Genomic DNA, 25,520 nt, shown 5'->3' on the forward strand with positions numbered 1-25,520 from the left:
ATTTCTTTTGGAAATTATTAAAATTATTAAGCGATTTTTGGATTATATCACTATTTTCTTAAATACGTACTCTGCATATTTTCTAGTTTATATCATCGATGTTTGTTTCTTTTGACCATAGGGATTAATATCACCCATGGGAACAAAAATTTTTGAATCAGTCGGCAAAATCACCGTTTTTTCGACATTTTGAAAAGATTTAACTTGTTGTAATCGCAGATATTCTTCTGTTGTAGAACTTTCAAGTAATAAGAGAGTATTTTTCAAATGTAGTTCCTCTCCTTGATTAACTATAGATTCTCGCATTTGAATGGATTCCATTTCCCCTCGTGTTCGCTCTATTGAGGCTTCAGCTTCAATTTTAGCATTTCCGATCTCTTTAAATTTAAAATTTGCCAGTTCCTTCTCATATAATGCTTGTTTTGTATCTTCTATTTCGATTCGTCCTTCCACCAATTGCCGTTCCGCTTCTAATTGAGCAGTTTGTTGAATTTTATTCACATATACATCCATATTGGATTTAATGGCGGCATTGAGTTGATTCGCAATTTCAGCATCTTGAGGTAGGATTTTCTTAATATCAAGCCCGAAGATCTCGAAATAATTTTCATCAAAACGAAAATAGGTAAGATCATGCTTGAAAAGAACAGGTTCGATTAATTCAGCAGCTTTAGAATGAAATTCTTCAAAATTGTGTTGGGCAGCTTCTTGTCGGATGATGCTAGCCATGGTTTCGGTCGCATATCCGATAAAATCTTCCACCGCAAAAATTTTTTTCAAGTTTTTGGGATCTATATTGAACCGGGTTTTATATCTAAGATGAATCAATAACTCCGCATTATCTTTGGTTCTCACACATAGCTGATCAGAAACGAACATTGGACCCAAAAAAATCTTCCATTTAGTCAAGATATTTGGCATCTTGGGGGTTTTACCACTAATAATCAATGTTTTAAGCCGATCAAAGGGTTCTAACAAGAGCATTTTTGGTCCTATTTCTACTCGTTGTGTTTCACCAGAATTGATCATGGCAATTTCTTCCGTTTCTAATTTCAAAGGTATAGCCCGGGATGCATCAATTTGAACTCCAAGGATCTTTAAGGCTCTTTGTTCCGCGATTGAATAGTGCTTATAATAGAGTTCTTCAAAGGGAGTCAACATCAGAGTTTGAGGTCCCTTCTCTAAACGAACTTGCCCTGTATTAAAATTCTTTATATATAGGCCATCTTGTGCACCTAAACTAATTGCCTCTATTTCCTTCTCAATTTTGGTGTATATATGCGGATAATATATCATGGGTCCTTTTCTCATCCAGATATCCCCCGCTTTGTGCATTATTTCATCTTCCCGATAATCTTGTATACATCTGATAATAAGTCCTCTATCATGGGCCAGAACATAATTATTGTAAATTTTTCCGTCTTCCAGTATTTCTCCAGGATATAATGAAAATATACATGGCCCTTGCCGAATCTCGCGCACACCATGTTTAATAATTCGCTTCTTTGAGTCATGAGGATTGATTATAGTAGCATATTGCCCTTCTTTTATTATTATTTTTTCTCGAATAGTTCCATATAGTTTTTTCCACCACAGATATTTTATTCTTCGGTACGGTCCTTCAATAAGGTTGACTTGACCGGTAAATTTGTTGATAACATGGCAATATTCCAATTCTGTGAGAATTAATGTCGATATTTTGTGCGTTTTTGCTGGGGAGGAAAGTTTTTTCATTGTACACACTTAAAAATAACTCAAGTATTTAATTTACCAATGTCACATAAATAATGTGACTATTGTGAATAATGAAAACTTTTTTTTCAAAGTAAAAATTGCATTTAGTATAGAGAATTAAGACAATGATATATCAAGAACGAGTCCATGTTATTCCTGTTGGTGATGATGATGTTGATAGAATCGTAATTCCTGCCATTCAAGGGAAGGCTGATAAGGTGTACTTGGTCACTATGGACGATAAAGATTTGTTCCAAACTATCGTTCAAGAAGCGGAATCTCGTCTCAGAGATTTAAGGATTGAGGTAATCGTCAAACGTTGCAATTTGGAAAGCTTTAGTGATTTTATTTTAGAAATTGCCCGCATCATTAAGTCTGAGATAGACAAGAAAAACATACTAAACTATAGTATATCTACCGGAGGGAATCTTGCCGCAGCTGCTGGAATGTTAGCTTGTCTTCTATTTCAAATTCGGCCGTATTTTATTAAAAAAGATTTTTCTATTGGGAAAATATCTAAAGAGCAGTTGAATATTCCATTATACCATATGGATGTGCCTGGAAAACCCCTTATATTATTTCTAAATGATATGAAAACTGAAATGGATAACCATGGTACCACCTCAATTTCCAAGAAGGATTGCTTGGAGCTCATGAAAAGACGTCACCCAGATGAAATTTTCTCATCTACTTCTGGTGAATATAATAAACTCAAGTTCCGCTATTTGGACAAACTTCTTGGTAATCATTTCATTGATATTGAAAGTAAAGTTCGCGGAAGAATCTCAATTACCTCTGAAGGACTGTTTGCTTGGGATTTCTTCACTATTTATTACAACGTTTCATCAAGAAATTAGGATCCCCATCATCTATTCAATGGAGCTGAAATTCAAAAAAAAAGATGTTTTTCCAAATAAGACTGTCTGAATTACGAATTTCTTTTAACAATCTTAAATTAATAGCATGTTCTTCGACCTATTTACAAAGATTATATTTGGAGGGAGTGGTTTAACACAATTGGAGATATTTTTATGAAATCAATAATCCGAATGCGAATGTCCATGCATGATGCCCATTATGGTGGGAATTTAGTTGATGGCGCGAAAATGCTTAATCTTTTTGGTGATGTTGCCACAGAGTTGCTAATTCGAAATGATGGTGATGAAGGTCTTTTCCGAGCTTATGACAATGTTGAGTTCTTAGCCCCCGTTTATGCAGGCGATTACATTGAAGCCACGGGTGAAATTATTGGAATCGGCAATAGTTCCCGGAAGATGCAGTTCGAAGCTCGCAAAGTAATTATTCCTCGACCGGATTTAAATGATAGTGCTTGTGATGTGCTCACAGAACCTATTGTTGTTTGTCGTGCCAGTGGAACTTGTGTTGTACCGAAAAACAAGCAGCGAAATTTGATTCCAATATCCCAATCTACAGTACCAACTTCCCCTAGTGGTTTAGCATTTAAATAGCTTCGATACTCGATGATGGAGGGTTTCTTCATTCAATTGTTTTTTTTCTTGTAATTCACCACAAATCTTCTTAAAATCTAACCAAATAACTGTAGTTAGTTTGCTCCTAATTTTTGGATATAAATTCTCAATCACCTCATACATACATATTTGTTCCGCCATGGAATAAGTCTGGTATCTTTTTTTTGGTAGAAATAGAGGTATTTCTAGATAATCTTGATTATTTTTCGCTAGAAAGAATGGTTGTTTTCGAGAAATATTTAGAAGTTTACTAATGTCCTTTTCATAATAAATATCATATGGGATAATGGGAGTGATATAAAAGTCGAGATGATAAGATTCTAAGATTGAATAGAGTTTATCATATAAAATTTGTACATTTTCACGCAAATGCAAAAAAATAACCAATTTTTGAGCGTCATTCTGGGAATTTTTAGTATAAAGTATTTGTCCAGTGGGTAGTTGTTCTACCAAGGCTCGAATTTCTTTTTCTCTTGTTTGAGAATCCTCAATGATTAGGCACATAGTGAATGGATAGCCGATTATTTGCCAGAATTCCCATTTAAAAAACCGAGGTTGATACAAGATATTATTGTTGAAAAGGAGTTGAACTTCAGTTTCAGAAAGATCTTGATTAGTTTGATATTTTTTGAGCATCGCTTTGAGATCCTCAGATAAAGTGTGAAAACTATAGTCATAGTGAATCTCATGTGGATTGACAAAAAACTCAGCATCTTTTTTCTTCACTTTTTTTAATAGTAAATAATTCTGATACCGCCAATCCAGAGGATAGAGAGCATGTTCATTAAAAAAACGTCTTTCTTCAGTTAATTCATGAGAGTGTAAGCTAATTTGAAATTTTAATTTAATATTTTTAATCAATCGTTGAAAATTTGAGTTTTGATCATAATATATTTGTTCTGGAAGGTAATATTCTAAAATTAAAAACCCATTCTCATTCCCACCAAAATAATAGCAATTTTCAAGACCAAGCATTAATAAACCCTTCAGTAATTCATCTTTCTGAAAAATAAGTGGATTGATTCCTCTATTAGGTGGTTTGATGAAGATAAATATTCTCTTCATTTTTGAGATTGGTGGATAAATTTTAAGATCTGAAAAGTAATATTGTGTAATCTCATTTAGATCATTTGAAAATTTTCCAACAATGGAGGAGTATATGTTATTATTTAAAACACAGCGATTTAGGAATATTTTTTTAAAAATCGATTGGATCTTTGTACGATTTAAACCTAAGGTCTTGGAAAAACTATTCAATTGATTAAAATAGTTTAAATTTTTGAATAAATAATTATAGTTAAATTTACTTTTAATAGAGCACTTTTGATTAAAATTTGTATTCAAATGCAGATTTTTGCTTGGTATTATTCGAGTGACTCGTTTTTTTGCTTCGTTAATTAAAAAATCAAGATTAAAACTTTCTAAATTCCATTCTTGTTTATTGTAATTAAAAAAGGTAATCATGGAAGGATCGAATGCTTTTGAGAAGTTTCTGTAAAGAATTGACAAAGAATCAATGTTTTCTAACAAAAGTAACTTAGATATGATTAAAAAGGAAGATATGTTTGCAAATATACCTTTATGATGCATTATTTTTCTATATGGTAGAACTTGTTGAAATTTTATTGACACAAATAGGAGAAATACCTCATCGATCCAATCCAATTTATATTTGCTTAAAATAAAAAATTTTATCACCTCCTTGTGTGAATTAAAAAATGAATTAATGGCCATTATCTTCGAATTTCTTAATAAATCATTGTATATTAGAGAGATAAACTTGTTTTCAATGATTTGGAAAGAATGATTTTTGACTTGAGAAAAATTTCTTTTAATATCAGCTAAAGTTGGGAATAAGTCAATCTCTAAATCTAATTTTTCAATTGATTCTGTACTCGTAAATCCGAAAAATTCTATCAATTTGAGAAGCTTAATTTCATTCTTATTTTCATAGCTTTGATTTTTATAATATTTGAAAATTTCATTCAATGAGGAAAACCGTTGAAAAACCTTATCTTGATTAAGATGGATGAAAGTTTTTTTCAATTGACTAAAATTTGGATAATTTTTAATTAAAACAGGAAACTCACTCGTTTTAATGGTTAGTTTGATGAATTTCAAAAATTCTCTCATTGTTTTAAATTCTTGAAGTTTTGAAAGGAGCATACGTGAATTGAAGAATAGAAATAAATCTAAAGAATCAATTTCGATCTTGTCGGATAATTTACTGCCATTTGCATAAAAAAGTTCTGAATTATGTGAAATTTTCTGGTTAAATGAATTTTTTCTTTTTTCATTGATTTTGGAAAAATATTTTTTAGAATTAAAGGGAAAGATCGAAAGAATGTTTGTTTCACTTGAAATTTTTGAATTATAATTAATATTATAGTTCGCTTTTTTAATTTCTAATAAGTTATAACTAATTATGTATCCACTTTCCTTTAATGAATTAAGAAATTTCGCTAAAAAATTAAGAGAATTTCGAGGAAGGATGGAATAAAGGAATAAATCATATCCTTCCTTCCTAATAATATTAACGTATGGTATTTTATGGATAATTTTTTTTATAAATTTATTCTGATCGATTCCATTAGCAAGAATTATGTTGACGTAGTAAATACCAAGATTGAGATTATTATATTGATTAACAACAAAATAATTTAAAATCATACTTCCAGTGTAAATTTCAGAATTGGAGCCTTTCCTATTTAGAAGAAGATCCCTATTCGATTTATGGAGATTTTTCTTAATAAAGCCTAAATTGATATTTTTTCCGATATAATTTCCATAGGTATAAAATAACCCTTGAATAAAATCATGGGTACTGATATTCTCTGATAAAAATGGAATAAAAGTCTTAAAAACAATTTCTAGAGATATATTTTGAAGAAAATTCTCGATAAATGAGAGATAAACCATCGAATTATTTATGATCCCTGAAAAATGATCCAAAATCTCTTGATAAATTGGCTTTAATTCAAATAATTCATTGTTTTTAAAATGGAGAAGAAATATAAAAGAAATGATATTTCTGTTGTCTAAATATCTTTCATCCATGAAACTGATAATAGAAGCAAATTCTACCAATTGAATATAATTGTCCTTGTAATTCGAATGAAGATGGATAGATTCACTCAATAATAACCCAAAGTTTTTTTGAAAATTAGAAATTTCATTAGGATCACTATGAAATAAAATATTTTTAAAAATGAAATTAGGAATTCTTTCGAATAGAAGCTCATATTTTGAGATATATTGAAGATATTTTTCGTATAAAATTCCCATTGACTGTTAATTACTGATTCATCTGGAAAGAAAAATCTTTCTATGAAAAATATATGATTTTAAAAATATTGACTTAATTAATTAATGAGAAAAATGTATGAAAAAACCCTTATTACGATTAATTTTTTGCAGTTTTCCATTCGTGAGGTGAATGATAAATGAATGTTCCAAACGATGTACAACTCCCACAATAAAAAAAATGTCCTTTAAAAACCAATTAGATCAAAAAATCTAAGAATGTCCTTTAAAAACCAAGTAGATCAAATCTACTTTTTTTAAAGTTCATTTGGTTAAACTTGTTGAATAATGAAGGGGTATTGAAATCAATTTTAATATACGTATTCATATTTATAGAGATTTTGAAGATATTTTTCGTATAAAATTCACGTTGACTGTTAATTACTGAATCGTTAAATTAAAAAAGTGTTTCGAAATATTTTGAGTTTATATACTCAAATCTAAAAAATATCTGAGAAAAATGCATAATCCTAATTGTCCGGAAAATAATCCTGTTTTCTAACTTTGAGGTGACATGTTAAATGAAAATACCGAATGATGTATTTACTCCTTAAAAAATTAACTAATTGATTTCCCATGCAATTTTGATGGAATAGATTTGATTAAATTGCTTGAAACTCAAATAGAATGAATTCTTTTCTTTTCAATATATCTTTATTTCAAATTCAATATTCATTTATCGTCTTAAAATCAATTTTTTTCAATTATATGAAATGAATCATTTCTGTTCCCCCTTTTTTTTTACTAAATTACCTATCTTTTCTCTTTAGCTAAAAATTAGATCACATTTTTAATCGAATACAATATAAACAAAATTATTGCATTTTTACTCATGAGGTGATACCAATGGTAGAAAAATTAAAACTTGAAAAATCCGAACAATATTACAAAGAAGCTCTTGAAGTAATTCCAGGTGCCATTTTGGGAATACGTAGACCCTATAATTTTGTTGTAGGTGAATATCCTATCTTTTTTGAAAGCGCTGATGGTGGAAAAGTGAAAGATGTTGATGGAAATGAATATATCGATATGCTTTGTGCATATGGACCTATTATCATAGGGCATAAGGAAAAAGAGATTGATGATGCAGTTATTGCTCAGATACAGAATAAAGGATTCTGTTTCTCCCTTACCCAAGAAATCCAAAATAAACTGGCAAAAAAACTTACCGAATTGATCCCATCATGTGAAAAAAGTGTGTTTGTGAAAACAGGATCAGACGCAACCACAACGGCAGTTAGAGTCGCACGAGGATATACAGATCGAACAAAAATTTTGCGCTGTGGCTATCATGGATGGCATGATTGGTGTGTAGAAGTAAAGGGTGGAGTTCTCCCAAAGACTTATGAGGATGTAATCGAATTTGAATATAACAATTTAGAGCAGGTAAAAGAATTATTTGAAAAGTATGGACCTGAAATAGCTGGAGTTATCATTACTCCAGTAGGACACCCTCTTGCACATGAAGTAGAGATGCCAAAACAGGGATTTTTGGAAGGTATTCGAGAGATTACAGAAAAAAATGGAACTGTACTCATTTTTGATGAGATTCGGAGCGGATTTCGAGTGAATTTGGGCGGAGCCCAAAAAGAATTTGGAGTTACACCCGATATGTCCGTCTTTGGGAAAGCGATTGCCAATGGCTATCCTATTGGTGTGGTGGTAGGTAAAAGCGAATTTATGGATGTATTAGCAGACAAAGTGTTTTTAAGTTCCACATTCTTCCCAAACAGTTTGGCTCAAGTCGCTGCGCTGAAAACCATTGAAATTATGGAACGAGATAAGATTTTGGATGTGATCAGAGAAAAAGGGACAAAATTCGGAGCTATGATTGAAAAAATCATCAAAGAAAGCGGAATTGCGTGTACTTTTTCCGGTGCTCCTTGGATGCCCTTTATCACCTTTGATCATGATCCTAACAAGTTATATAAGAAATTGCGGAATGAATTCTATACCCGTTTAATCCGTCGAGGTGTTTTCCTCCAACCATATCATCATGGTTACATTGCTTACCGTCATTCCGAGGAGGATTTAGAATATGTGGCAAAAGTTATCAAAGAATCTCTAGAAGAATTAAAACAATTTCTATAATTTGTGTTGAGTTTCCAGTTTTTTACAATTTTTTTTAATAACAAAAACCAGTTCAAATCCTTTTCTAAGAAAGAAATATGTGTTTAATAAAAAGTCCATATTAGTAATCATATGGAAAAATTGATCATAACCGCAGCGATAAGCGGTGCAGAAGTGATGAAGGAACATAACCCAGCGGTTCCATACACAATTGAAGAAATTGGAAGAGAAGCAGAATCAGCCTATAAAGCGGGAGCAAGTATCATTCATTTACATGTGCGAAATGATGATGGAACTCCTACCCAAGATAAAGCACGATTTCAAGCTTGTATGGAGGAAATTCGAAAACGTTGCTCAGATGTTATAATCCAACCTTCGACCGGTGGGGCAGTAGGAATGACCGATGATGAACGTTTACAACCGACAGAGTTATCTCCAGAAATGGCCACCCTCGATTGTGGAACCTGTAATTTTGGAGGGGATGATATTTTTGTCAATTCAGAAAACACCATTAAAAATTTCGCCATAAAGATAAAAGAACGCGGAATCAAACCCGAATGCGAATGTTTTGAAAAGGGACATATTGACATGGCCATTAAAATGCACAAGAAAGGATTGATTGATGCCCCAATGCACTTTAATATGGTGTTAGGAGTTTCAGGAGCAATGAGTGCCACCCCTCGAGATTTGACGTTTATGGTAGATAGTATTCCTTTGGGCTCAACCTTCACTGTATGCGCGATGGGGCGATATCAAATGCAAATGGCCGCAATTTCAATAGTACTCGGCGGACATGTTCGAGTGGGTTTTGAGGACAATGTCTATATTTCTCGAGGAGTGCTCGCCAAATCAAATGGAGAATTGGTGGAAAAAGCAGTTAGAATTGCAAAAGAGTTAGGGCGAGAAATTGCAACTCCTGCCGAAACTCGAAAAATACTGGGATTAGTAAAGTAAAAAAAATTATAAGATTTCAATTTTTTGGCGATTTTTTGATGAATAAGACTTTTTCTTCTTATTCCCATTTCGATTCTTACGTCTTTTGGATTTAGCTAAATTAGTTGAACCACTCCGTTTTGGGGCTTCACTCACTTTTAAGGTAGAAGCTCGTTTAGGAGAAGAACTTCGTTTAGGAGCAACACTTACTTTTGGAGCATTTGAATTACTTGGAGGCGCCATTCCTTTTGGAGCATCATTCTTTTTGTAAGCATCAGAGCGTTTCGACCCATTATTTCGTTTTGGAGCTTCGCTTCGCTTAGGATTACCACTTCGTTGTGAAAAACTCTTTCTCTTTGGGAAATTAGAAGGAGAGGATTTATTACGTCTCTGTTTAGACCCATTTCGGTTTTTGCGGCGATCAGATTTTGCTTTGTTGGGGGATTTTTTCGTATCAGGAGTGGTAAACCATTCTGGGACTTCAGGTTTTTCAATTTTAGGAAGCACTACTTTATTAGTTGGATCATCAACCGAACGACGTTCTATATCATACTTCAATAATTTTTCAATTTTGAACATTAACTCCCGTTGATTCATGGCAACAATAGACACGGCTTTTCCATTGTCAACATTTTTCTCAATACCTGCAGTTCGGGCAGTTCTTCCAATTCGATGAACATAATCTTCTGGATCGCGAGGTAAATCATAGTTGAACACATGAGATACTTTTGGAAAATCCAAACCTCGGGCAAGGACATTAGTAGCAACTAAACAATTTAATTTATGTTCCCGGAATTTAGCGACTGTTTCTTCACGCTTTGCCTGTGTTAAATCACCGTGAATAAAACCCGCTTTAAGATTAAAGTTAAGACCAAGCTCCGCATTCAATCTACGGCAAAGTTCTTGGGTTTTACGTTTAGTTTTAGTAAAGATTATGGAAAACTCAGGAAGTTCATTATTTAAGATTTTCACAAAATTCCAGAACTTATTTTTATCAACGTAATAAGCATATTGATCACAATTTTCGACAGTTAAGGAATCTTTACTCACATCAATTTCATGAACAGTATCATTTTTCGTAAATTTATAAATCAATTTTTTAATTTCTTCCAACAATGTGGCCGAAAATAGGAATAATCGAGGTGAGACATTACGCATGGCATCCAACAATAGAAAGCGGATATCCGGGAAGAATCCCATATCAAGCATTCGATCTGCTTCATCCAACGCAACGAAGTTAACACATTTAAAATTCACTTCTCCTTGGCGGACTAAATCAATTAACCGTCCAGGAGTGGCAACTAATACTTGGCCCCCATTTTTAATTTGCTCGATTTGGAGACGAATCGAAGCTCCGCCATACACTTCTACGATTTTGACTTTTTTATACGTGGTGATGGAACGGAACACTGAGGCATTTTGTTTGCATAATTCCCGAGTAGGAACTAAGATGACTGCTTGGATATGACGATTTTTCAAATCAATTTTTTCAATGATGGGGATCGCAAAGGCTAAAGTTTTCCCAGATCCTGTTTTTGCTTGACCTATAACATGGGATTTTCGTATAGAAAGCCCGTGGGGAATGCTTTTTTCTTGGATTTCGGTTGGAGAAGCAATGTGATTGTCTTCTAGCGCCCGAATAATTTTTGGACTAATGTCCATTTCTTTAAATAACATTAAATATACCTACTAAATTTACAAAAGGAATAAAAAAGCATTTTTTACACACACTGGAAATAAAAAAGCATTTTTTGGTGCTTATGTAATTAATACAATTAATTAAGCATTGAATAATTAGTTTGTTAAAAAAAAGGAAAGAGTTTTAAGCGGTGATGGGGGAACCATCATCCATTCGTTTAAGTTGGGGTGACACTTGATAATCAGCTTCCGTATATTTACGAATTTCGTCCAGCGAAGAATCTTTCTGAATTTCTTTTAAAATCAAACCTTGGGGTGTTACTTCAAATAAACCAAATTCGGTAATGATTTTATCAACAACTTTAGCTCCAGTGAGCGGTAAAGAACATTTTTTCAAAATTTTTGGGGATCCTTTGGCTGTATGGAACATAGCAACAATAACTTGCTTAGCCCCTGTCACGAGATCCATTGCCCCACCCATCCCCGGAATAAATTTTCCCGGAACGGCCCAATTTGCCAAATTTCCCTCTTGATCTACTTCAAAAGCGCCCAAAATGGTGGAATCCAAATGACCTCCACGAACTATTCCAAAGGAGGTTGGACTGTCAAAATAAGAACCATAATCTTCAATGGTGACATAAACACCACCAGCATTAGTCAAGTCTTTATCAATAGCTTCTGAAGGAGCATCTGCACCCATCCCAACCAACCCATTTTCGGAATGGAAAATGACATTAACATCCTTAGATATAAATTGAGGGACCATCATGGGAACTCCAAAACCTAAATTGACGACTTGGCCATCCTTTAATTCTTTAGCTACACGCTTGGCAATAACAATGTTGGCTTCTTTTCTGTCGTTGATCACTATGCAACAACTCCTTCTATGATATAATTAACAAAAATGCCTGGGGTATGAACAATATCTTTGTCAATTTCGCCGACTTTTACTAATTCTTGAGCTTCGCATATTGTGATATCAGCAGCCATTGCTACAGTAGGATTATAATTTCGGGTAGATTTGCTGTAAAAGACATTTCCGAACTCATCAACCTTGGTACCTTTGATAATTGCCAAATCGGCTCTCAATGGCGGTTCTAAAATGAATTCTTGTCCATCGACTGATATTTTTTGTTTACCTTCTTCAACAGGAGTACCAATTCCAGTTGGGGTTAAAATACCCCCTAAACCAAATCCTTGGGCTCGAATCTTTTCAATCAAAGTTCCCTGTGGATAAAATTCAACTTCCATAAGTCCTGCATTGAGGCATCGTTTAGATTCAGGATTGGTTCCAACGTGGGAACATATAACTTTTTTAATGATACCTTTGCCAACCAAGCGGCCAACACCGCGATCTGGAAAGGCAGTATCATTGACAATAATAGTAAGATCTTTTAATTTTAATTCCATAATAAGATCGATTAGTCGTTCAGGCGCTCCACAGCCTAAAAATCCACCAACCATGATAGTCATACCATCTTTAAAGAGAGGCTTTATCGTTTCTAAATCAACAACTTTTTTCATAAGACACCACTTTAATTTTCTAAAATATAACGCTCCAATTTAAATGTGATTTCACTGTAGAATTGCGTAAACCGAAAATACATGCGGGAAATTGTTCCCAATTGATATAATAGAACAAAAAATTTGATATAAATGCAATATTTTACACAAAAATTAGAAGATGGTGATCAAAAATTGATAAATTCCTTTAGATAATTTCAAAAAATGATAATAAAAAAAAGAAGTAACTTAAAAAGATGAGATCTTTTACTTTTGAGGTTCAAATCCAACGTCCCATCGATATAAGGGATTGCCTTCTTTGTCAACACCGATTTCAGCTCTCAAAAATGTGACTTGAACAGCCATGTCAATTGTAATTTTATCTGGTTGAGTTTCATCAACCCCAATCAATTGTCCCGCCACACTGGGTCCTTCTTCCATCTGACAGACAGCAAAGACGTAAGGTTTCTTCCGATTATAACCTTTATCCATCATAGCCTTGGACCCTACATATATCGAAGAGAAGGTTTTAAGTGCACCTTTTCCCGATAATTCGATCCATTCAGCTTCCGATAAACATTCAGAGCAAAGTCTTCGGGGAGGTAAATCAATCTGATTGCAATGAGGACATTTTGAAGCCATCAACTTTTTTTCGGCAAGATATTTAAAATAATTGTTAACAGTGATCATATTTTCGTTTGACATAATAAAACACTCCTATAGTTTCTCCTTAGTCATGATGGTGACCGTGGCTGTAGCCCCTGATCCACCCAAATTTTGAGCAAGCCCTACTTTTAAATCACCTTGAACTTGCCGATTTCGTTCGGCTTTTCCTGCAAGTTGTTTATAGATTTCCACAATTTGAGAAGCCCCTGTTGCACCCACAGGATGACCTTTAGTTTTTAGGCCTCCACTAGTATTAATGGGCCGTTTTCCATCCCGCTTGGTTTCCCCATTTGCAATAGCTTTAACAGCTTCACCAGGTTTATAAAAACCAAGATCTTCAAGAGCAACTAATTCAGCAATGGTGAAACAATCATGAACTTCAGCAATTTGGATATCTTCTGGTGTTAACCCAGCCATATCATACGCTTGTCGAGCTGCTTCTTTGGTAGCATCAAAAGTGGTCAATTTTCCATCTTTGCGATCATGCAAACTGAGAGAAGCGCTTCCTTGTCCAATACCACTTACCCAAATCGGATGATCGGTGAATTTATAAGCTAGTTCTTCCGAAGCTAAAAATATAATGGCTGCTCCATCTGTCACTAAGCTACAATCAAAGAGACGTAAAGGAGAAGCAATCATGGGATTTTTGGATGATTCTAGAAACTCGTATTCATCCTTCCAATTTGGAACAGGTTGGCCGCGTTTTTTCGCTTTTTCAATCGCTTTAGCCATAACTTCAGGAATGGTGCTTTGAACATGCGCAAACGGATTTTCCTTTCCATTTTCATAATTTTTTATTGCTATATTCATAAGATCTTTAGAAGTGGTTCCATATTTATGAAAATGTGCCGTGGCGACTGCAGCATAAAGTCCTGGAAAAGTGGCCCCTGCATAATATTCATAGGTTGTATCAGCAGCAGCAGCTAAGGCACTGGTCACCCCTGCCGTATTAAGCTCATTCATTTGTTCCACCCCTCCAACACAAACCACATCATTCATCCCTGAAGCAATACTCATTACAGCATGACGGAAAGCAATTCCACTACTGGCACAAGCCGCTTCAAACCGAGAAGATGGTTTTGGAGAGAGTCCAATTAAATTTGCCATTAAAGGAGCTAGATGCCCTTGATGATTAAACAAATCAGCAGTAAAATTACCCAAAAAGAGCTCATCAATATCTTCAGGTTTAATTCCCTTATCAGTTAATTTAACCGCTTCTAACCATGCTTCCTGCCACATGTCTATCATACGCATTTTTGGATAATTAAACCCGAATTTTGACATTCCGGCTCCAACAATTGCAACTTTTCGTGCTAGTTTTCCCATACAAATTTCACTTTTATAACCAAAATTGAATATTCTAAAGTAATTTTTTAGGTAAATTGAAAAAATTTGGTTCGAAAGCTAACTGATAATGACATAACCCACAGAAATCCGTTTAGAAGAAAAAGATGAGAGTCAATGAAATTGTGATGAAGAACAAGAATAGAGAAAAAAGAAATGGCGCGGCGGAAGGGATTTGAACCCTCGCGCCTCGAAAGGCACTGGATTAGCAGTCCAGCTTCGTAACCACTTGAATACCGCCGCCTAGTTTCAGATAAAAATTTCTATTTTTTAAAATGCGGCAAATTAAAAAAAATTTTCGTTTTTTGAGTTTACCTAAGCAACTGTACTATTTTTTTGAAGGGTAACTATAATTTTGGGCTACAAAAAACTATATAAAATAACCACTTCATAATATTATTAATATGATGTCTGATGGATTTTTCAAGAATGTCGGTATTGATTCCATTGGCTTCTATACACCTCAATTTTATTTGGATCTTGATGATTTGGCAATAAATCGTAAGATAGATCCCAAAAAATTTCGCGATGGGTTGCTTCTTCATGAAATGCGGATTCCAGACCCCAATGAAGATTGTGTTACTATGTCAGTTAAGGCGGCGCAAAATGCCTTAATTCGGGGACAAGTCGATCCAAAAACAATAGATGCTATATTCGTAGGAACGGAAACAATCACATATGCTGTGAAATCTGTTTCGAACATTTTAGCAGATATTTTGGGCGTATCGCCGAATTCAATAACCCAAGATATTTATAACGCTTGTGCTGGTGCAACTTTAGCAATTTTAAATGCTATTGCTATGATTGAAAATGGTATTATAAATAAAGCCCTTGTGATTGGAGTTGATATAAGTTCTTATGATATGCATTCTCCTGGAGAACCTACCCAAGGGGCTGGAGCAGTGGCATTAATTCTGACTAAAAATCCTCGTATCGCCGCCTTCAGTCATAAATTTGGAAAAGTTTCTGGAAATGTGAATGACTTTTATCGAGCAGCGGGACAAAAAAATGCTAAAGTATTTGGTAAATATTCCGTAGATTCTTATTTAAATTTTCAAATGGCAGCTTTTGATGATCTAAACAAACACATAGGGGAGATTCAAGCAGATTACTATGCATTCCATGCCCCCTTTTCAAAACTACCAGTCAAATTTGTTCAAAAATTAATTGTGGAACGGTCTCAACATTTTGTAAATTATATTCTCAATTCTAACCCAAAACCTCCCCGATCTCGATTAACGAGCAAACTTCCTTCTATTCGTTACAGTCTGAAGCATTTTCCATCTCTTATTTCCAAAATTTTACTTCAGAATGGATATTCCCGCAGTGTTATCGATACTGTCCTTCAAAAAGCCTCACATTATCGAGAGCATTTCTTTCCACACTTGAATGTTCCCATGCATTTTGGCAATATGTATTCGGCCAGTGTCTGGGCACAAATTAATTATATTTTAGAAAATCATTCGCATTCAAATGATGTAATTTATTTCGGATCCTATGGATCAGGTGCAACTTGTATATCTGGTTTACTCAAGGTTATGCCAAAATTCGATTCAGTCTTAAAAAACTATCCTAAAGTTGAGGATTACATCCAAAACAAAGTTAGACGAACTTATGAAGAGTATGAATTAATTAAAATGGGAAGATTTCATACAACGCTTTCTTATGGCCAGATTATTCCTCATGAAATAAACAATAATCGTGGAATTGAACTTCATTATTGCGATGAAGGTTGTCTTATTGCATCCCATGAAGGATTAAATCGATGTCCACAAGGCCATTCTGGTAATCATAAGATATTTTATCCCCTTTACGCATTATTAACCACCGATCCTATAGAAAATTATGATTTTACTGACACTACACCCTTATTTCAAGGAAATGTTAGGATATTGGGAAAACCAAAAAAAGGAATGCTTTTGGAATATGATATGCGTCGGGTTCAGATTAAAATCAAGGATCATGTCAATGCTGAAGGATTGTTAAACTGGGTTCCAACCTACGTGCCAAATTCGCATACTTATTAAATAGAAACTCTAAATTCCCGTTTTTTTTATAAAATATTTTCTTTAAAGTGGTAGAAAAAAGATTACTTTAATTTTCGATGCAATTGAAGTTTTCTCTCAATTAATAACTGGGCTAAATCTTCAAAACCTTGTTTTTCCATAGCCGAAATTGCAAGAGAATCAATATTCGGAAAATGGGTATGAATCTTGGTCACCCGTTCCTTTATAGATTCGCCAGAAAGAAGGTCAGTTTTATTAAAAACAAAGATTTTGGGAATATCTGCGGCTCCAATTTGTTCAATAACTGCAAATGAAGATTCAATTTTTAATAGAATGCGATCCCACTTTTCATCGGAGATATCAATGACAATCATAACTAAATCAGAAAATTGTAGTTCTTCCAAGGTAGAGAGAAAGGCATCAATTAATAATCGAGACATATCACTAATGAACCCAACGGAATCTGTCAAAATCATTTCTTGTCCTTGCCATCGACCGTATTCATCAAACTTTGGAAAAGTAACCTTTCTTGATGTAGTTGTGACTGTTGTGAATTCCTGATCAGCTGTTTCTAAGGACACTTTAGCTAGCTTGTTCACAAGGGTTGATTTACCCGCATTCGTATAACCCACAACCCCCACATTGAAGAATTTATTTCGAGATTTTCGTCGAAGAGCCCTTCCTTGAGATATTTTGTTCAGCTCAAGCGAAATTTTATGCTTTTTTCCTCGGAAAGCTCGCATCCGAGGTTCCCAAGCTTTCATCCCTTTACCTTGTTGCCCTCTACCTTGTTTTTCCTGAAGATGGATACCCATTTCCTTCTTAATAATATTAGTTTGTAATGTCAGTCGGGCTAATTCAATTTGTAATTTCGATTCATGAGTCTGAGCATGATTTTCGAAGATTTCTAAGACGAGTTCATCACGATCTATGGTTTTAACATCCCAAGCACCATGTAAATTAGTCAATTGGGCAAATCCAAGTCGATTATTAAAAATAATTGTCAGATCATGGCGATTTTTAAGGGTTTCTGGAAGGGTGAGATCGATTATTTCTTCTGGATTTTCAATAAATTCTTCTGATGTTGATGATGAATCAATACCTGTTTCCCAAATTTCATTATCATTAATAATAGCTCCATCCGCATAATCAACGTTTGAGAAATCGGGATCTTCAATTGAAATTTCAGAATGCTTAGTTTTTTTTTGAGGATTGAAATGATCATGAAGCACTTCTTTAATCAGTTTCACTTTTCCGCTACCCATAAAAAACCGAGGATTTTTCTTCCGCAAATTCTGAGTAATATAGGAATGAATCGAATATCCTGCTGTTTTAACAAGTCCAAGCATCTCTTCTTTGTCGTATGGTTTAAAAGAAGGATGAAAAATTTGGATAACCACCGCCGATTTCAGATCTATCAGCGATGGGTCCATTTTTAAATTTTGAGTGTGAGAATTTTTTATCATTAAATATCAATCATATTCCGGTTTTTGGCCCCGTTTCTTAAAATATACCATGGATTCGGGAGCAGATTTATTTTGTTTAAGAAATTCGGAATAATCATCTTTTTCATCTGCATCCTCAATTTCTACCAATTTTAACTTGTATTTTTTCTCAAACTTCCGGGCTAAATCTAAAGATAGAGCAGTTGTTCCTTTTTCAATCCGTTTATAATAGTTTTCTTTAATAAAAACGGAATTTGCAAAGTCTTTGCTACTTAATTGATTAGTAGTGCGATATTTTAATAAAATATTGGTGGCATTATCAACAATTTTATATTGAGTAAATCGGTCTTTGCGAACAACTCTCTTTTTCACTTTATATGGACTATCCGGCATTCTACTTTGTGCAATAGGAGAACTTGAAGCAGATACCATCGATCGAAATTTTTCACTTCTCTGAGATCTTGCATGTGCCTGAGCTTGTCTTTTTCGATCTATTTTGGGTACATCTCCCAAATCTTGACAATTAGGACATACTTCCATAATTACTCCTTCAACCTCTCTACGTAACAACGTATAAGTTTCATTTCCACAAAGTTCACATTCGCCTTTATTTCCCATTTTTCTCACAAAGTTACTTATTAGTTAGAATAAAGGAAACATCCCAAAAAAATATGTTTCATTAATCAAATCTCAAAGCGATAACCCGAAAAATTATTTATCTAAAAAATCATAGCGGATTATGGGAAAAATCGGTTTAGAAGAAAAAGAGAAGAAAAAAAGAACCTATTTGCCACCGCTGATTTTTGGAAGCACAAGAATTTCATCATTCCTTTCAATTTGCATGTTGGAGTCTGCTTTTTGACCATTAACTAAAATTGCAAAATATTTGGTTTCAATATTTAATTTTTGTATTACATCATGGACTTTTGATGCATCTTTTACACGATAAGTAGTCATTGAAGAAATTTCATTCAATTTTTCCAATCCAACCATTCGATTCAATATTTTCCCTCCGATTAAATACGACAAAAAGATCTTACCTATTTAAACTAAAAACATATCTATAAATGTAACTAAAAGTGTTGTCCAATTCTCAATAGAGAAAAAATATCCGATATTATTGTTTTTAAAACAAACCCTGACTTAATCAACATTTAATCCCACGGATTGAATTTTTCTCGACTTTTCATGTTAAATTTTTTCTGAATATCATTAATCAATTGATTTTTGCAGTAATCATCAATGAACTGTTCAATCAATTCTTGTTCTGAGAAATCATAGCTTTCTGCAAGATTTGAGTTTTGAGAAAAAATGTAGTTAATTATTGAAAAAGCTGTATTTGGAATATTAGAGACAGAATGCATCCTAAAATTAGGATTCGAATTTGTTTTTAAAATTAAATTGTTCAAATGGTTTGAAAAATGAGATAAATTAGGATATTGAGCAATTTTCATTGATTTCATGTATTCAGGATTTTCAACAATGTTCTCATCGAGAAATAAAAGGAATGATTCTGATATCTCATCTATCAAAGCATGAGAGAATGAAGGAGGTAAACCAGTTGTTATGACTAAAACATCAACTTCTTGCTCAAATTGCTCAAAATAAGAACTTTCAAAGTCAAATAGATATTTTCCAAGTTTGATTGATCTTAGTTTATTATTCGCTTCTTGGCTCATGGACCTCGCAAAGGTTTTTAATGCAGAGAAAAAACTGAGGAGCAAATTAGGATCGATAAATTGTTTGGAAAAAAAATGAGTAAATAGTGGAATTCCATTCCCGTCAGAAATTAGAACTGCTTCAATCATAAATAACCAATATATTCCTTTAACAAATCTTGCTATTTAAATTCAATTGAAGACTAAAATATAGCTTTTAAATCAGAAATGAAAGATTTTAAATGATCCCGTTTTACATGGGGCATCATCACCACTCGCATAACATCCCATTGAGAAAATTTACCAAGAGCCCATCCTTTCGCTCGAAGCCGAGAATCAAATTGATCAAAATTGATCGAAGCCTTTGAGGTCAATTTTAAACCTAAAACATTCATTTGTGGAGTGGTAGCAATTTTCACTTCTGGGATTTGAGTAATTTGATTAGCTAAATAGAGAGTATTTTCCCAACAGCTCTTTGTTATTTTAATGAAACCATCCTTTCCAAGGAATTGTAAAAGTGCCCAAAAAGCAATGGCTGGAGCACCTGGGCGGGTCCCTAGAATATTGAAAGATTTAAAGGATCCTCCAGCGAGATAAGGAATTTCAAATTTTGAATGAATTGTATTAGAATTCCTCACTAATATTGCACCAGAAGGATTTACTCCCATTCCCATTTTATGAGGATCAACAGTCATCGAACAAACCTCTGGATTCCGAAAATCAAAGGTAGGATAATAGTATCCGAACTTTTCCATAAAGGGGAGAACTAATCCGCCAAACGCAGCATCTACATGAAGATATATTTGATAATCGCGAGCAAATTGGGAAATTTTATCAATAGGATCCACAAGTCCAAGCGAACTGGTTCCAGCAATGCCCACAAGTCCAACAGTATTCTCATCAATCAATGATTCATAGTGATTCAGATCCAGTTCATAATCCTGTTGAAGACGAGCACGCCGTAACTGTAACCCCATGAGAGCTGCTGCTTTATCAAATGAATAATGAGCAGATTCAGGAATGACAATCGAAGGATTTTTAACATAAGGTTTTGATCGTTTTGCGAGATACATTGCTATCAAATTGGCTTCAGTACCCCCACTTGTCATATTACCTTGAATATTATTATCTCCAAGTAAATTGCCAAGTAAAGAAATAGTTTTGTGCTCAATTTCAGCGGTACCAGGATTAATTCCACGATCTCCTAAATTTCGATTCATATATTTTGCATATACCAACTTTGCAAATTCATGAGGCTCGGTTGTCATAGCACCTAAAATTTTTCCACTAGAATAACTAAGATCGGATTTAAGAAGATTATCAAGCTGATCAATAATTTCGCCTTGGTTTTTTCCATTATTCGCGAATCCATCAGGTTGGTATAATTTTTTGGGGAAAAATGAGTCGATATTATTTAGAATTTCAAATATGGATCTACCCTTTTCACTCATTTCCATTTGATGTAACCCCAGAATTAAATAACTTAATTAATTCCTAAAATGATCCTTTTAAAATTCAAAATAAGGTTTTAATCTTAACTAGTATATACTACAAATCCAAGAATAATTCTCTTCAAAAAAGAATTTGATCAACTATTTTATTGATTAAACAAAATTTTATCTAATTTATCTAACATCTGACTAATTTTTCACCGTTTTTTTGCAATTTTTCCCCAGAAGTTTAAATATCTGAATTATCCTTACAAATTTGTTTAATAAAAAAAAGAGAATTTTTTATCACAACTCATGAGGAAAATAAACCATGTCAGATCAAATACATTTCAGCGACGTGATTGCTATCATCATTCAGAAGATTCAACAAATATGGAACGAGTATGAATTCACCGAAAGTGATTTTTTGGAGGAAATACCCCCAGTTAAATTTCTTTCCAGTATAGATTATGACTTAATGTAGAAATTTTTTTTATCTCCTTCTGTTAAAAAAAACAAATTTGTTTCGAGTTTTATTTTTAAAAATTATCAACACTATGATTTTTTTAATTAGTGCTTACAGTGTTATTTGTCAATGGGTAAAAAAAAAATAGTTCTTAGAAAAAAAGAGAACAAGATTCCTGAACGTTATAAAAAAGAATTGAATGAGGAACAATATAAAGTAGTAACTCATGAAAATGGCCCTGCATTGGTAATAGCTGGAGCAGGATCAGGGAAAACCCGAGCATTAACCTATAGAGTTGCACTTTTAATTGAAAAAAACGAGGATCCTGCCTCCATTGTATTAGTAACCTTCACTAAAAAAGCTGCCAAGGAAATGACAAGTCGGGTTGAATCACTTGTTGGATCCAAAGCGCGTGGTATAAATGCAGGCACTTTTCATCATTTAGCAAATCGAACATTACGTAAATATGCACAAACTATTGGTTTTTCTAATAATTTTACGATTTTGGATAAAACTGATCAAATTACCTTAATGAAACTAATATTAGCGCAATTCCCCAAATCAGAATCTGAAAAGCGAACTCGATTTCCAAAAGCTCAACAGCTCCTAGAAATCCAGTCAAAAAGAATTGATCTTACCATAACACTGAAACATGTGATAAAGGAATATTTCCCACAATATGCAGATCTAACTGATCCCATTAGGAAAATTTTAGATCGCTTTGTTTCCAGAAAAAAAGAAACTAATCTCATGGATTTTGATGATCTCATGGTCTATTTCTTAGTTTTTTTGGAAAAAGATGAAGCTTCGAAAAGCTTTAAAAAAAGAATTAGTCATGTATTGGTTGATGAGTATCAAGATGTAAATTCAATCCAAGCAAGAATTGTGGATAAACTCGCTGAATATGCTCATAGTTTAATTGTAGTCGGGGATGACGCACAAGCGATCTATAAGTTTCGAGGTGGAGATTTTACTCACATGTTAAACTTTCCAAATAATCATCCCACAGCATTACAGTATAAATTAGAGACAAATTATCGCTCAAATCCTGAGATTCTTAGTTTAGCAAATATTTCCATTGGACATAATCAGAATCAATTTAAAAAAAATCTAAAAACATCACGTCCTTCAGATGAAAAACCGATGATGGTCCCGTGTGCAGATCTGGAACAAGAAGCGGAATTAATTTGCCAACAAATTCTCGAATATCGAGATCAAGGGATTCCCTTGAATGAACAGGCAATTCTTTTTAGATCAACATATAACTCTCTAAATATTGAACAGAAACTGGTTCAGGAAAACATCCCCTATGAAATGCGAGCCGGAATGCGATTTTTTGAACGGGCACACATTAAAGATTTACTGGCATTTCTCAGTGTGATTGTAAATCCTGCGGATCAAGTGCAATGGATGCGAATCCTTAGTTTACATGAAAAAATTAGCAGTGTGAGTGCCCAAAAAATATTAAACATCTTTTCCCCGAATTCCAATCAACTAGAACAATTTTGCTTTTATGATTTGGTCTCGAAGCTAAAAGGTAAGCGCATTCAAAAAATAGGGATTCATAGCTTGATTAAATTACAAAATTTTTATAAAAAACTTATTATGGACATTCCTAAAAGGTGTCTCCTCCCCACGGAGCAATTTGCATCTATCCCACAAATAATCGCGAAAATCATAAAATATCTCACCCCTATAATTAAAGAAAATTATAAGAAAAATTTTGAAGATCGATTGCGGGATCTGGAAGAGTTGATGGGTTTTGCATCAAAATATTCCGATATAACATCACTACTTGGAGATATTCTGACCCAATTTGACATTCAAGGCGAGACTATAAAAGAAGGAGATATCGTTGAAGAAGAAAAACCCTTAATTCTATCTACTATTCATTCATCCAAAGGGTTGGAATGGAAAATTGTGTATATGATCAATTTGGCCGAAGGACGGATGCCTAGTTCAAGGGCCATTGGGAATTCGCAATCGATGGAAGAAGAACGTCGATTATTTTACGTTGGTTGTACCCGTGCGAAAGATGTATTAATGCTAACTTATCCTAGGTTTTTACCATATCGATCATTTGATTCAATTAGTGGTCCTTCGCGATTTCTGACGGAAATTCAATCAGCAGAAGTTTTTGATGAAATCGAATTAGAAGAAGAATGAAAAAAGAAGTTCCAAAAAAATATCTCAATTCAAGTGTTCATTGTTTTGTACAATTTTTTATTATTGGAATAGAGTTTCTTGAAGACTTTGAAATTCTTATCATAGTGAGCCTTATACTTCTCTTGTGGTTTGAAGACTTTTTCAATTGGGATAAATTTTTTAGCAGCTTTGAAGGATTCTATTACACCCAATCCAATTCCACAAATGATTGCTGCTCCAGTTGCACCAGCATTTTGAGGATCTTCAGGCACTTCAACAATCCTTCCTGTAACATCCGCAATTATTTGAGACCAAACATCAGATTTTGCACCGCCTCCAACGTACCTTAGTGTTTTTTGATAAGGAATTTTCAATTCTTCAGCTTCTAAACACCATCGAAAATTGAAAGCAACACCTTCCAATACTGAACGAATCATTTCACGCTTGCCAGTGTTGAGCCCCAAATTAAAGAACATCCCTCTCACATACGGATCTTGAGCGGGAGCGCGATTTCCATGAAGCCAAGGTGTGAAAATAATGTTAGTTGGTTCGATTTCGGACACTATGGCATTCATATAATCAAAAAGACTATTAAATTCATCATTTTTATCAACAATATTTTGCTTATCTAGATATACTCCAATTTCATCCAAAGCAAGATGGTCTCTAACCCATTGCAAACAAATTCCTGTGGTTTCCATTTCAGCAATGTAATTATAATGATTTGGAATTCCTCCTAGTAAAGACACACAGAAATGGCCTAAATCTGCCATTCTTTTATCAACATTTGAGACGACCCAACCACTAGTTCCTGCATATAAGTGAGTATCATATAAATCCGTTGCCCCTGATCCAATGGGAATATTGCTTGCATCACCACCACCTGCATAGATTGGGATAGGACCTTCCAAACCCATTTCTAAAGCTGCTTGTTTAGTCAAATTTCCTACAATATCAGTAGCATTAACAACTTTTGGTAAGTGTTCCATATTTACTTTGACCATTTTACACAATCCTTTATGCCACCTGAGCTTTCTTGGACGAGTGTCATAAAGCCATGTTAGCTGAGCACTATCCCCGGTCATACAATAATTTCCCGTACACTTAAAAATAAGGTAATCTTTAACATCTAACCATTTATAAGTCTGCTCAAACACTTCGGGTTCGTTATTTTTTACCCATAGATATTTAAACAGTGGATCTTTAGCAGTTCCGGGTCCACCTCCTGTAATAATCAACCATATAATTATTTTAAACCAATGATAGCCCTCAATTCGGATCAATCCATGAGCTAACACTTTTTCAAATTCCTTTACTGCTCTTCCATCCAACCAGATCATTGGTCTTCTTAAAACTTTCCCGTTTTTGTCTACCATTATGGAACCTTGTAATTGTGTTGTAAAAGAGATACCATGGATATTTGAAGGGGAATGACCAGAATGCTTAATTATTTTTTTTGTACCAATACATATCGCATTCCACCAGTCCTTTTCATCTTGTTCCGCTCCACCATCTGGTGTTGTATAAAGAGTATATTCCGTCATAACACAATCAAGAAGTTTTACAGATCCTTTGATCTCATAAAGACAAGATTTCATCCCAGTTGTTCCAACATCATGAGCTATTACATATTTTACTTCCATTCAAAATTCTTCCTATAATCAAAATTTTCCTTAAAAAACTATAAAG

General features: G+C 33.9%; 20 protein-coding genes and 1 tRNA gene. 7 read left to right on the forward strand and 14 right to left on the reverse strand.

Translation table 11 applies throughout. The features are described from left to right. Positions 1–87: 87 nt before the first annotated feature. The gene (locus NEF87_RS12975) at positions 88–1,734 is read right to left on the reverse strand and encodes a hypothetical protein (RefSeq protein ID WP_457916154.1); all 1,647 of its coding nucleotides are present in this window, start codon (positions 1,732–1,734) and stop codon (positions 88–90) included. A 125-nt stretch (positions 1,735–1,859) separates the two neighbouring features. Between NEF87_RS12975 and NEF87_RS12980 the strand changes: the two genes are divergently transcribed. Together NEF87_RS12980 and kal are read left to right on the forward strand one after the other, a co-directional pair. Next, positions 1,860–2,591, forward strand: a complete 732-nt coding sequence (locus NEF87_RS12980; RefSeq protein ID WP_457916155.1) for an HFX_2341 family transcriptional regulator domain-containing protein — start codon at positions 1,860–1,862, stop codon at positions 2,589–2,591. 174 nt (positions 2,592–2,765) lie between these two features. Continuing rightward, entirely contained in the window at positions 2,766–3,203 is a 438-nt protein-coding gene (kal, locus tag NEF87_RS12985) for a 3-aminobutyryl-CoA ammonia lyase (RefSeq protein ID WP_457916156.1), read from the forward strand. Here kal and NEF87_RS12990 read toward each other — a convergent pair. Then, on the reverse strand, positions 3,189–6,362 hold the full coding sequence (locus NEF87_RS12990; RefSeq protein ID WP_457916157.1) for a hypothetical protein: 3,174 nt from the start codon (positions 6,360–6,362) through the stop codon (positions 3,189–3,191). The genes kal and NEF87_RS12990 overlap by 15 nt on opposite strands. A 1,011-nt stretch (positions 6,363–7,373) precedes the next feature. Between NEF87_RS12990 and NEF87_RS12995 the strand changes: the two genes are divergently transcribed. Both NEF87_RS12995 and kce read left to right on the forward strand, forming a co-directional pair. Further along, entirely contained in the window at positions 7,374–8,618 is a 1,245-nt protein-coding gene (locus NEF87_RS12995; RefSeq protein ID WP_457916158.1) for an aspartate aminotransferase family protein, read from the forward strand. A 111-nt stretch (positions 8,619–8,729) separates the two neighbouring features. After that, positions 8,730–9,551: a 3-keto-5-aminohexanoate cleavage enzyme gene (gene kce / locus NEF87_RS13000; RefSeq protein WP_371801880.1), complete on the forward strand. Its 822-nt coding sequence runs from the start codon at positions 8,730–8,732 to the stop codon at positions 9,549–9,551. Positions 9,552–9,557: 6 nt separating this feature from the next. On the opposite strand, the gene NEF87_RS13005 is transcribed toward kce, so the two are convergent. The 6 genes from NEF87_RS13005 to NEF87_RS13030 all read right to left on the reverse strand — a co-directional run bounded on the left by NEF87_RS13005 (position 9,558) and on the right by NEF87_RS13030 (position 14,924). Further along, a complete protein-coding gene (locus tag NEF87_RS13005) occupies positions 9,558–11,207 on the reverse strand; it encodes a DEAD/DEAH box helicase (protein WP_457916159.1) in 1,650 nt (549 codons plus the stop codon). A 145-nt stretch (positions 11,208–11,352) separates the two neighbouring features. After that, positions 11,353–12,036: a 3-oxoacid CoA-transferase subunit B gene (locus NEF87_RS13010; protein ID WP_371801882.1), complete on the reverse strand. Its 684-nt coding sequence runs from the start codon at positions 12,034–12,036 to the stop codon at positions 11,353–11,355. Next, the gene (locus tag NEF87_RS13015) at positions 12,036–12,692 is read right to left on the reverse strand and encodes a CoA transferase subunit A (protein ID WP_371801883.1); all 657 of its coding nucleotides are present in this window, start codon (positions 12,690–12,692) and stop codon (positions 12,036–12,038) included. Before NEF87_RS13015 ends, NEF87_RS13010 begins: the two co-directional genes overlap by 1 nt. A 246-nt stretch (positions 12,693–12,938) precedes the next feature. Further along, on the reverse strand, positions 12,939–13,376 hold the full coding sequence (locus tag NEF87_RS13020) for a Zn-ribbon domain-containing OB-fold protein (RefSeq protein ID WP_457916160.1): 438 nt from the start codon (positions 13,374–13,376) through the stop codon (positions 12,939–12,941). A 12-nt stretch (positions 13,377–13,388) separates the two neighbouring features. Next, positions 13,389–14,663 (reverse strand): thiolase C-terminal domain-containing protein, encoded by a 1,275-nt coding sequence (locus tag NEF87_RS13025; protein WP_371801885.1) that lies wholly within the window; start codon positions 14,661–14,663, stop codon positions 13,389–13,391. Between the two features lie 175 nt (positions 14,664–14,838). Beyond that, positions 14,839–14,924, reverse strand: a tRNA-Ser gene (locus NEF87_RS13030). A 161-nt stretch (positions 14,925–15,085) separates the two neighbouring features. Between NEF87_RS13030 and NEF87_RS13035 the strand changes: the two genes are divergently transcribed. Further along, the gene (locus NEF87_RS13035; protein ID WP_457916161.1) at positions 15,086–16,708 is read left to right on the forward strand and encodes a hydroxymethylglutaryl-CoA synthase family protein; all 1,623 of its coding nucleotides are present in this window, start codon (positions 15,086–15,088) and stop codon (positions 16,706–16,708) included. 62 nt (positions 16,709–16,770) lie between these two features. On the opposite strand, the gene hflX is transcribed toward NEF87_RS13035, so the two are convergent. From hflX to mfnA, 5 genes are all read right to left on the reverse strand, one after another. After that, a complete protein-coding gene (gene hflX / locus NEF87_RS13040; protein WP_457916162.1) occupies positions 16,771–18,120 on the reverse strand; it encodes a GTPase HflX in 1,350 nt (449 codons plus the stop codon). 39 nt (positions 18,121–18,159) lie between these two features. Next, positions 18,160–18,750 (reverse strand): helix-turn-helix domain-containing protein, encoded by a 591-nt coding sequence (locus tag NEF87_RS13045; RefSeq protein ID WP_371801888.1) that lies wholly within the window; start codon positions 18,748–18,750, stop codon positions 18,160–18,162. Between the two features lie 165 nt (positions 18,751–18,915). Beyond that, positions 18,916–19,125, reverse strand: a complete 210-nt coding sequence (locus NEF87_RS13050; RefSeq protein ID WP_457920126.1) for a MoaD/ThiS family protein — start codon at positions 19,123–19,125, stop codon at positions 18,916–18,918. Between the two features lie 161 nt (positions 19,126–19,286). Beyond that, positions 19,287–19,940 carry a hypothetical protein gene (locus tag NEF87_RS13055; RefSeq protein ID WP_457916163.1) on the reverse strand — a complete coding sequence of 218 codons (654 nt, stop codon included), beginning with the start codon at positions 19,938–19,940 and terminating at the stop codon, positions 19,287–19,289. 53 nt (positions 19,941–19,993) lie between these two features. Next, positions 19,994–21,247, reverse strand: a complete 1,254-nt coding sequence (mfnA, locus tag NEF87_RS13060; RefSeq protein WP_457916164.1) for a tyrosine decarboxylase MfnA — start codon at positions 21,245–21,247, stop codon at positions 19,994–19,996. Positions 21,248–21,551: 304 nt separating this feature from the next. On the opposite strand from mfnA, the gene NEF87_RS13065 reads away from it, so the two are divergent. Beyond that, complete coding sequence (locus tag NEF87_RS13065; protein ID WP_371801891.1) at positions 21,552–21,704, forward strand: hypothetical protein; 153 nt, start codon at positions 21,552–21,554, stop codon at positions 21,702–21,704. A gap of 111 nt (positions 21,705–21,815) precedes the next feature. Next, positions 21,816–23,852, forward strand: a complete 2,037-nt coding sequence (locus tag NEF87_RS13070; protein WP_457916165.1) for an ATP-dependent helicase — start codon at positions 21,816–21,818, stop codon at positions 23,850–23,852. Positions 23,853–23,881: 29 nt separating this feature from the next. Here the strand turns inward: NEF87_RS13070 and NEF87_RS13075 are convergent, their stop codons facing one another. Continuing rightward, entirely contained in the window at positions 23,882–25,474 is a 1,593-nt protein-coding gene (locus NEF87_RS13075; RefSeq protein ID WP_371801893.1) for a xylulokinase, read from the reverse strand. Positions 25,475–25,520 lie beyond the last annotated feature (46 nt).

This window comes from Candidatus Lokiarchaeum ossiferum, assembly GCA_025839675.1.
Classification (GTDB): domain Archaea; phylum Asgardarchaeota; class Lokiarchaeia; order Sigyniarchaeales; family Promethearchaeaceae; genus Lokiarchaeum; species Lokiarchaeum ossiferum.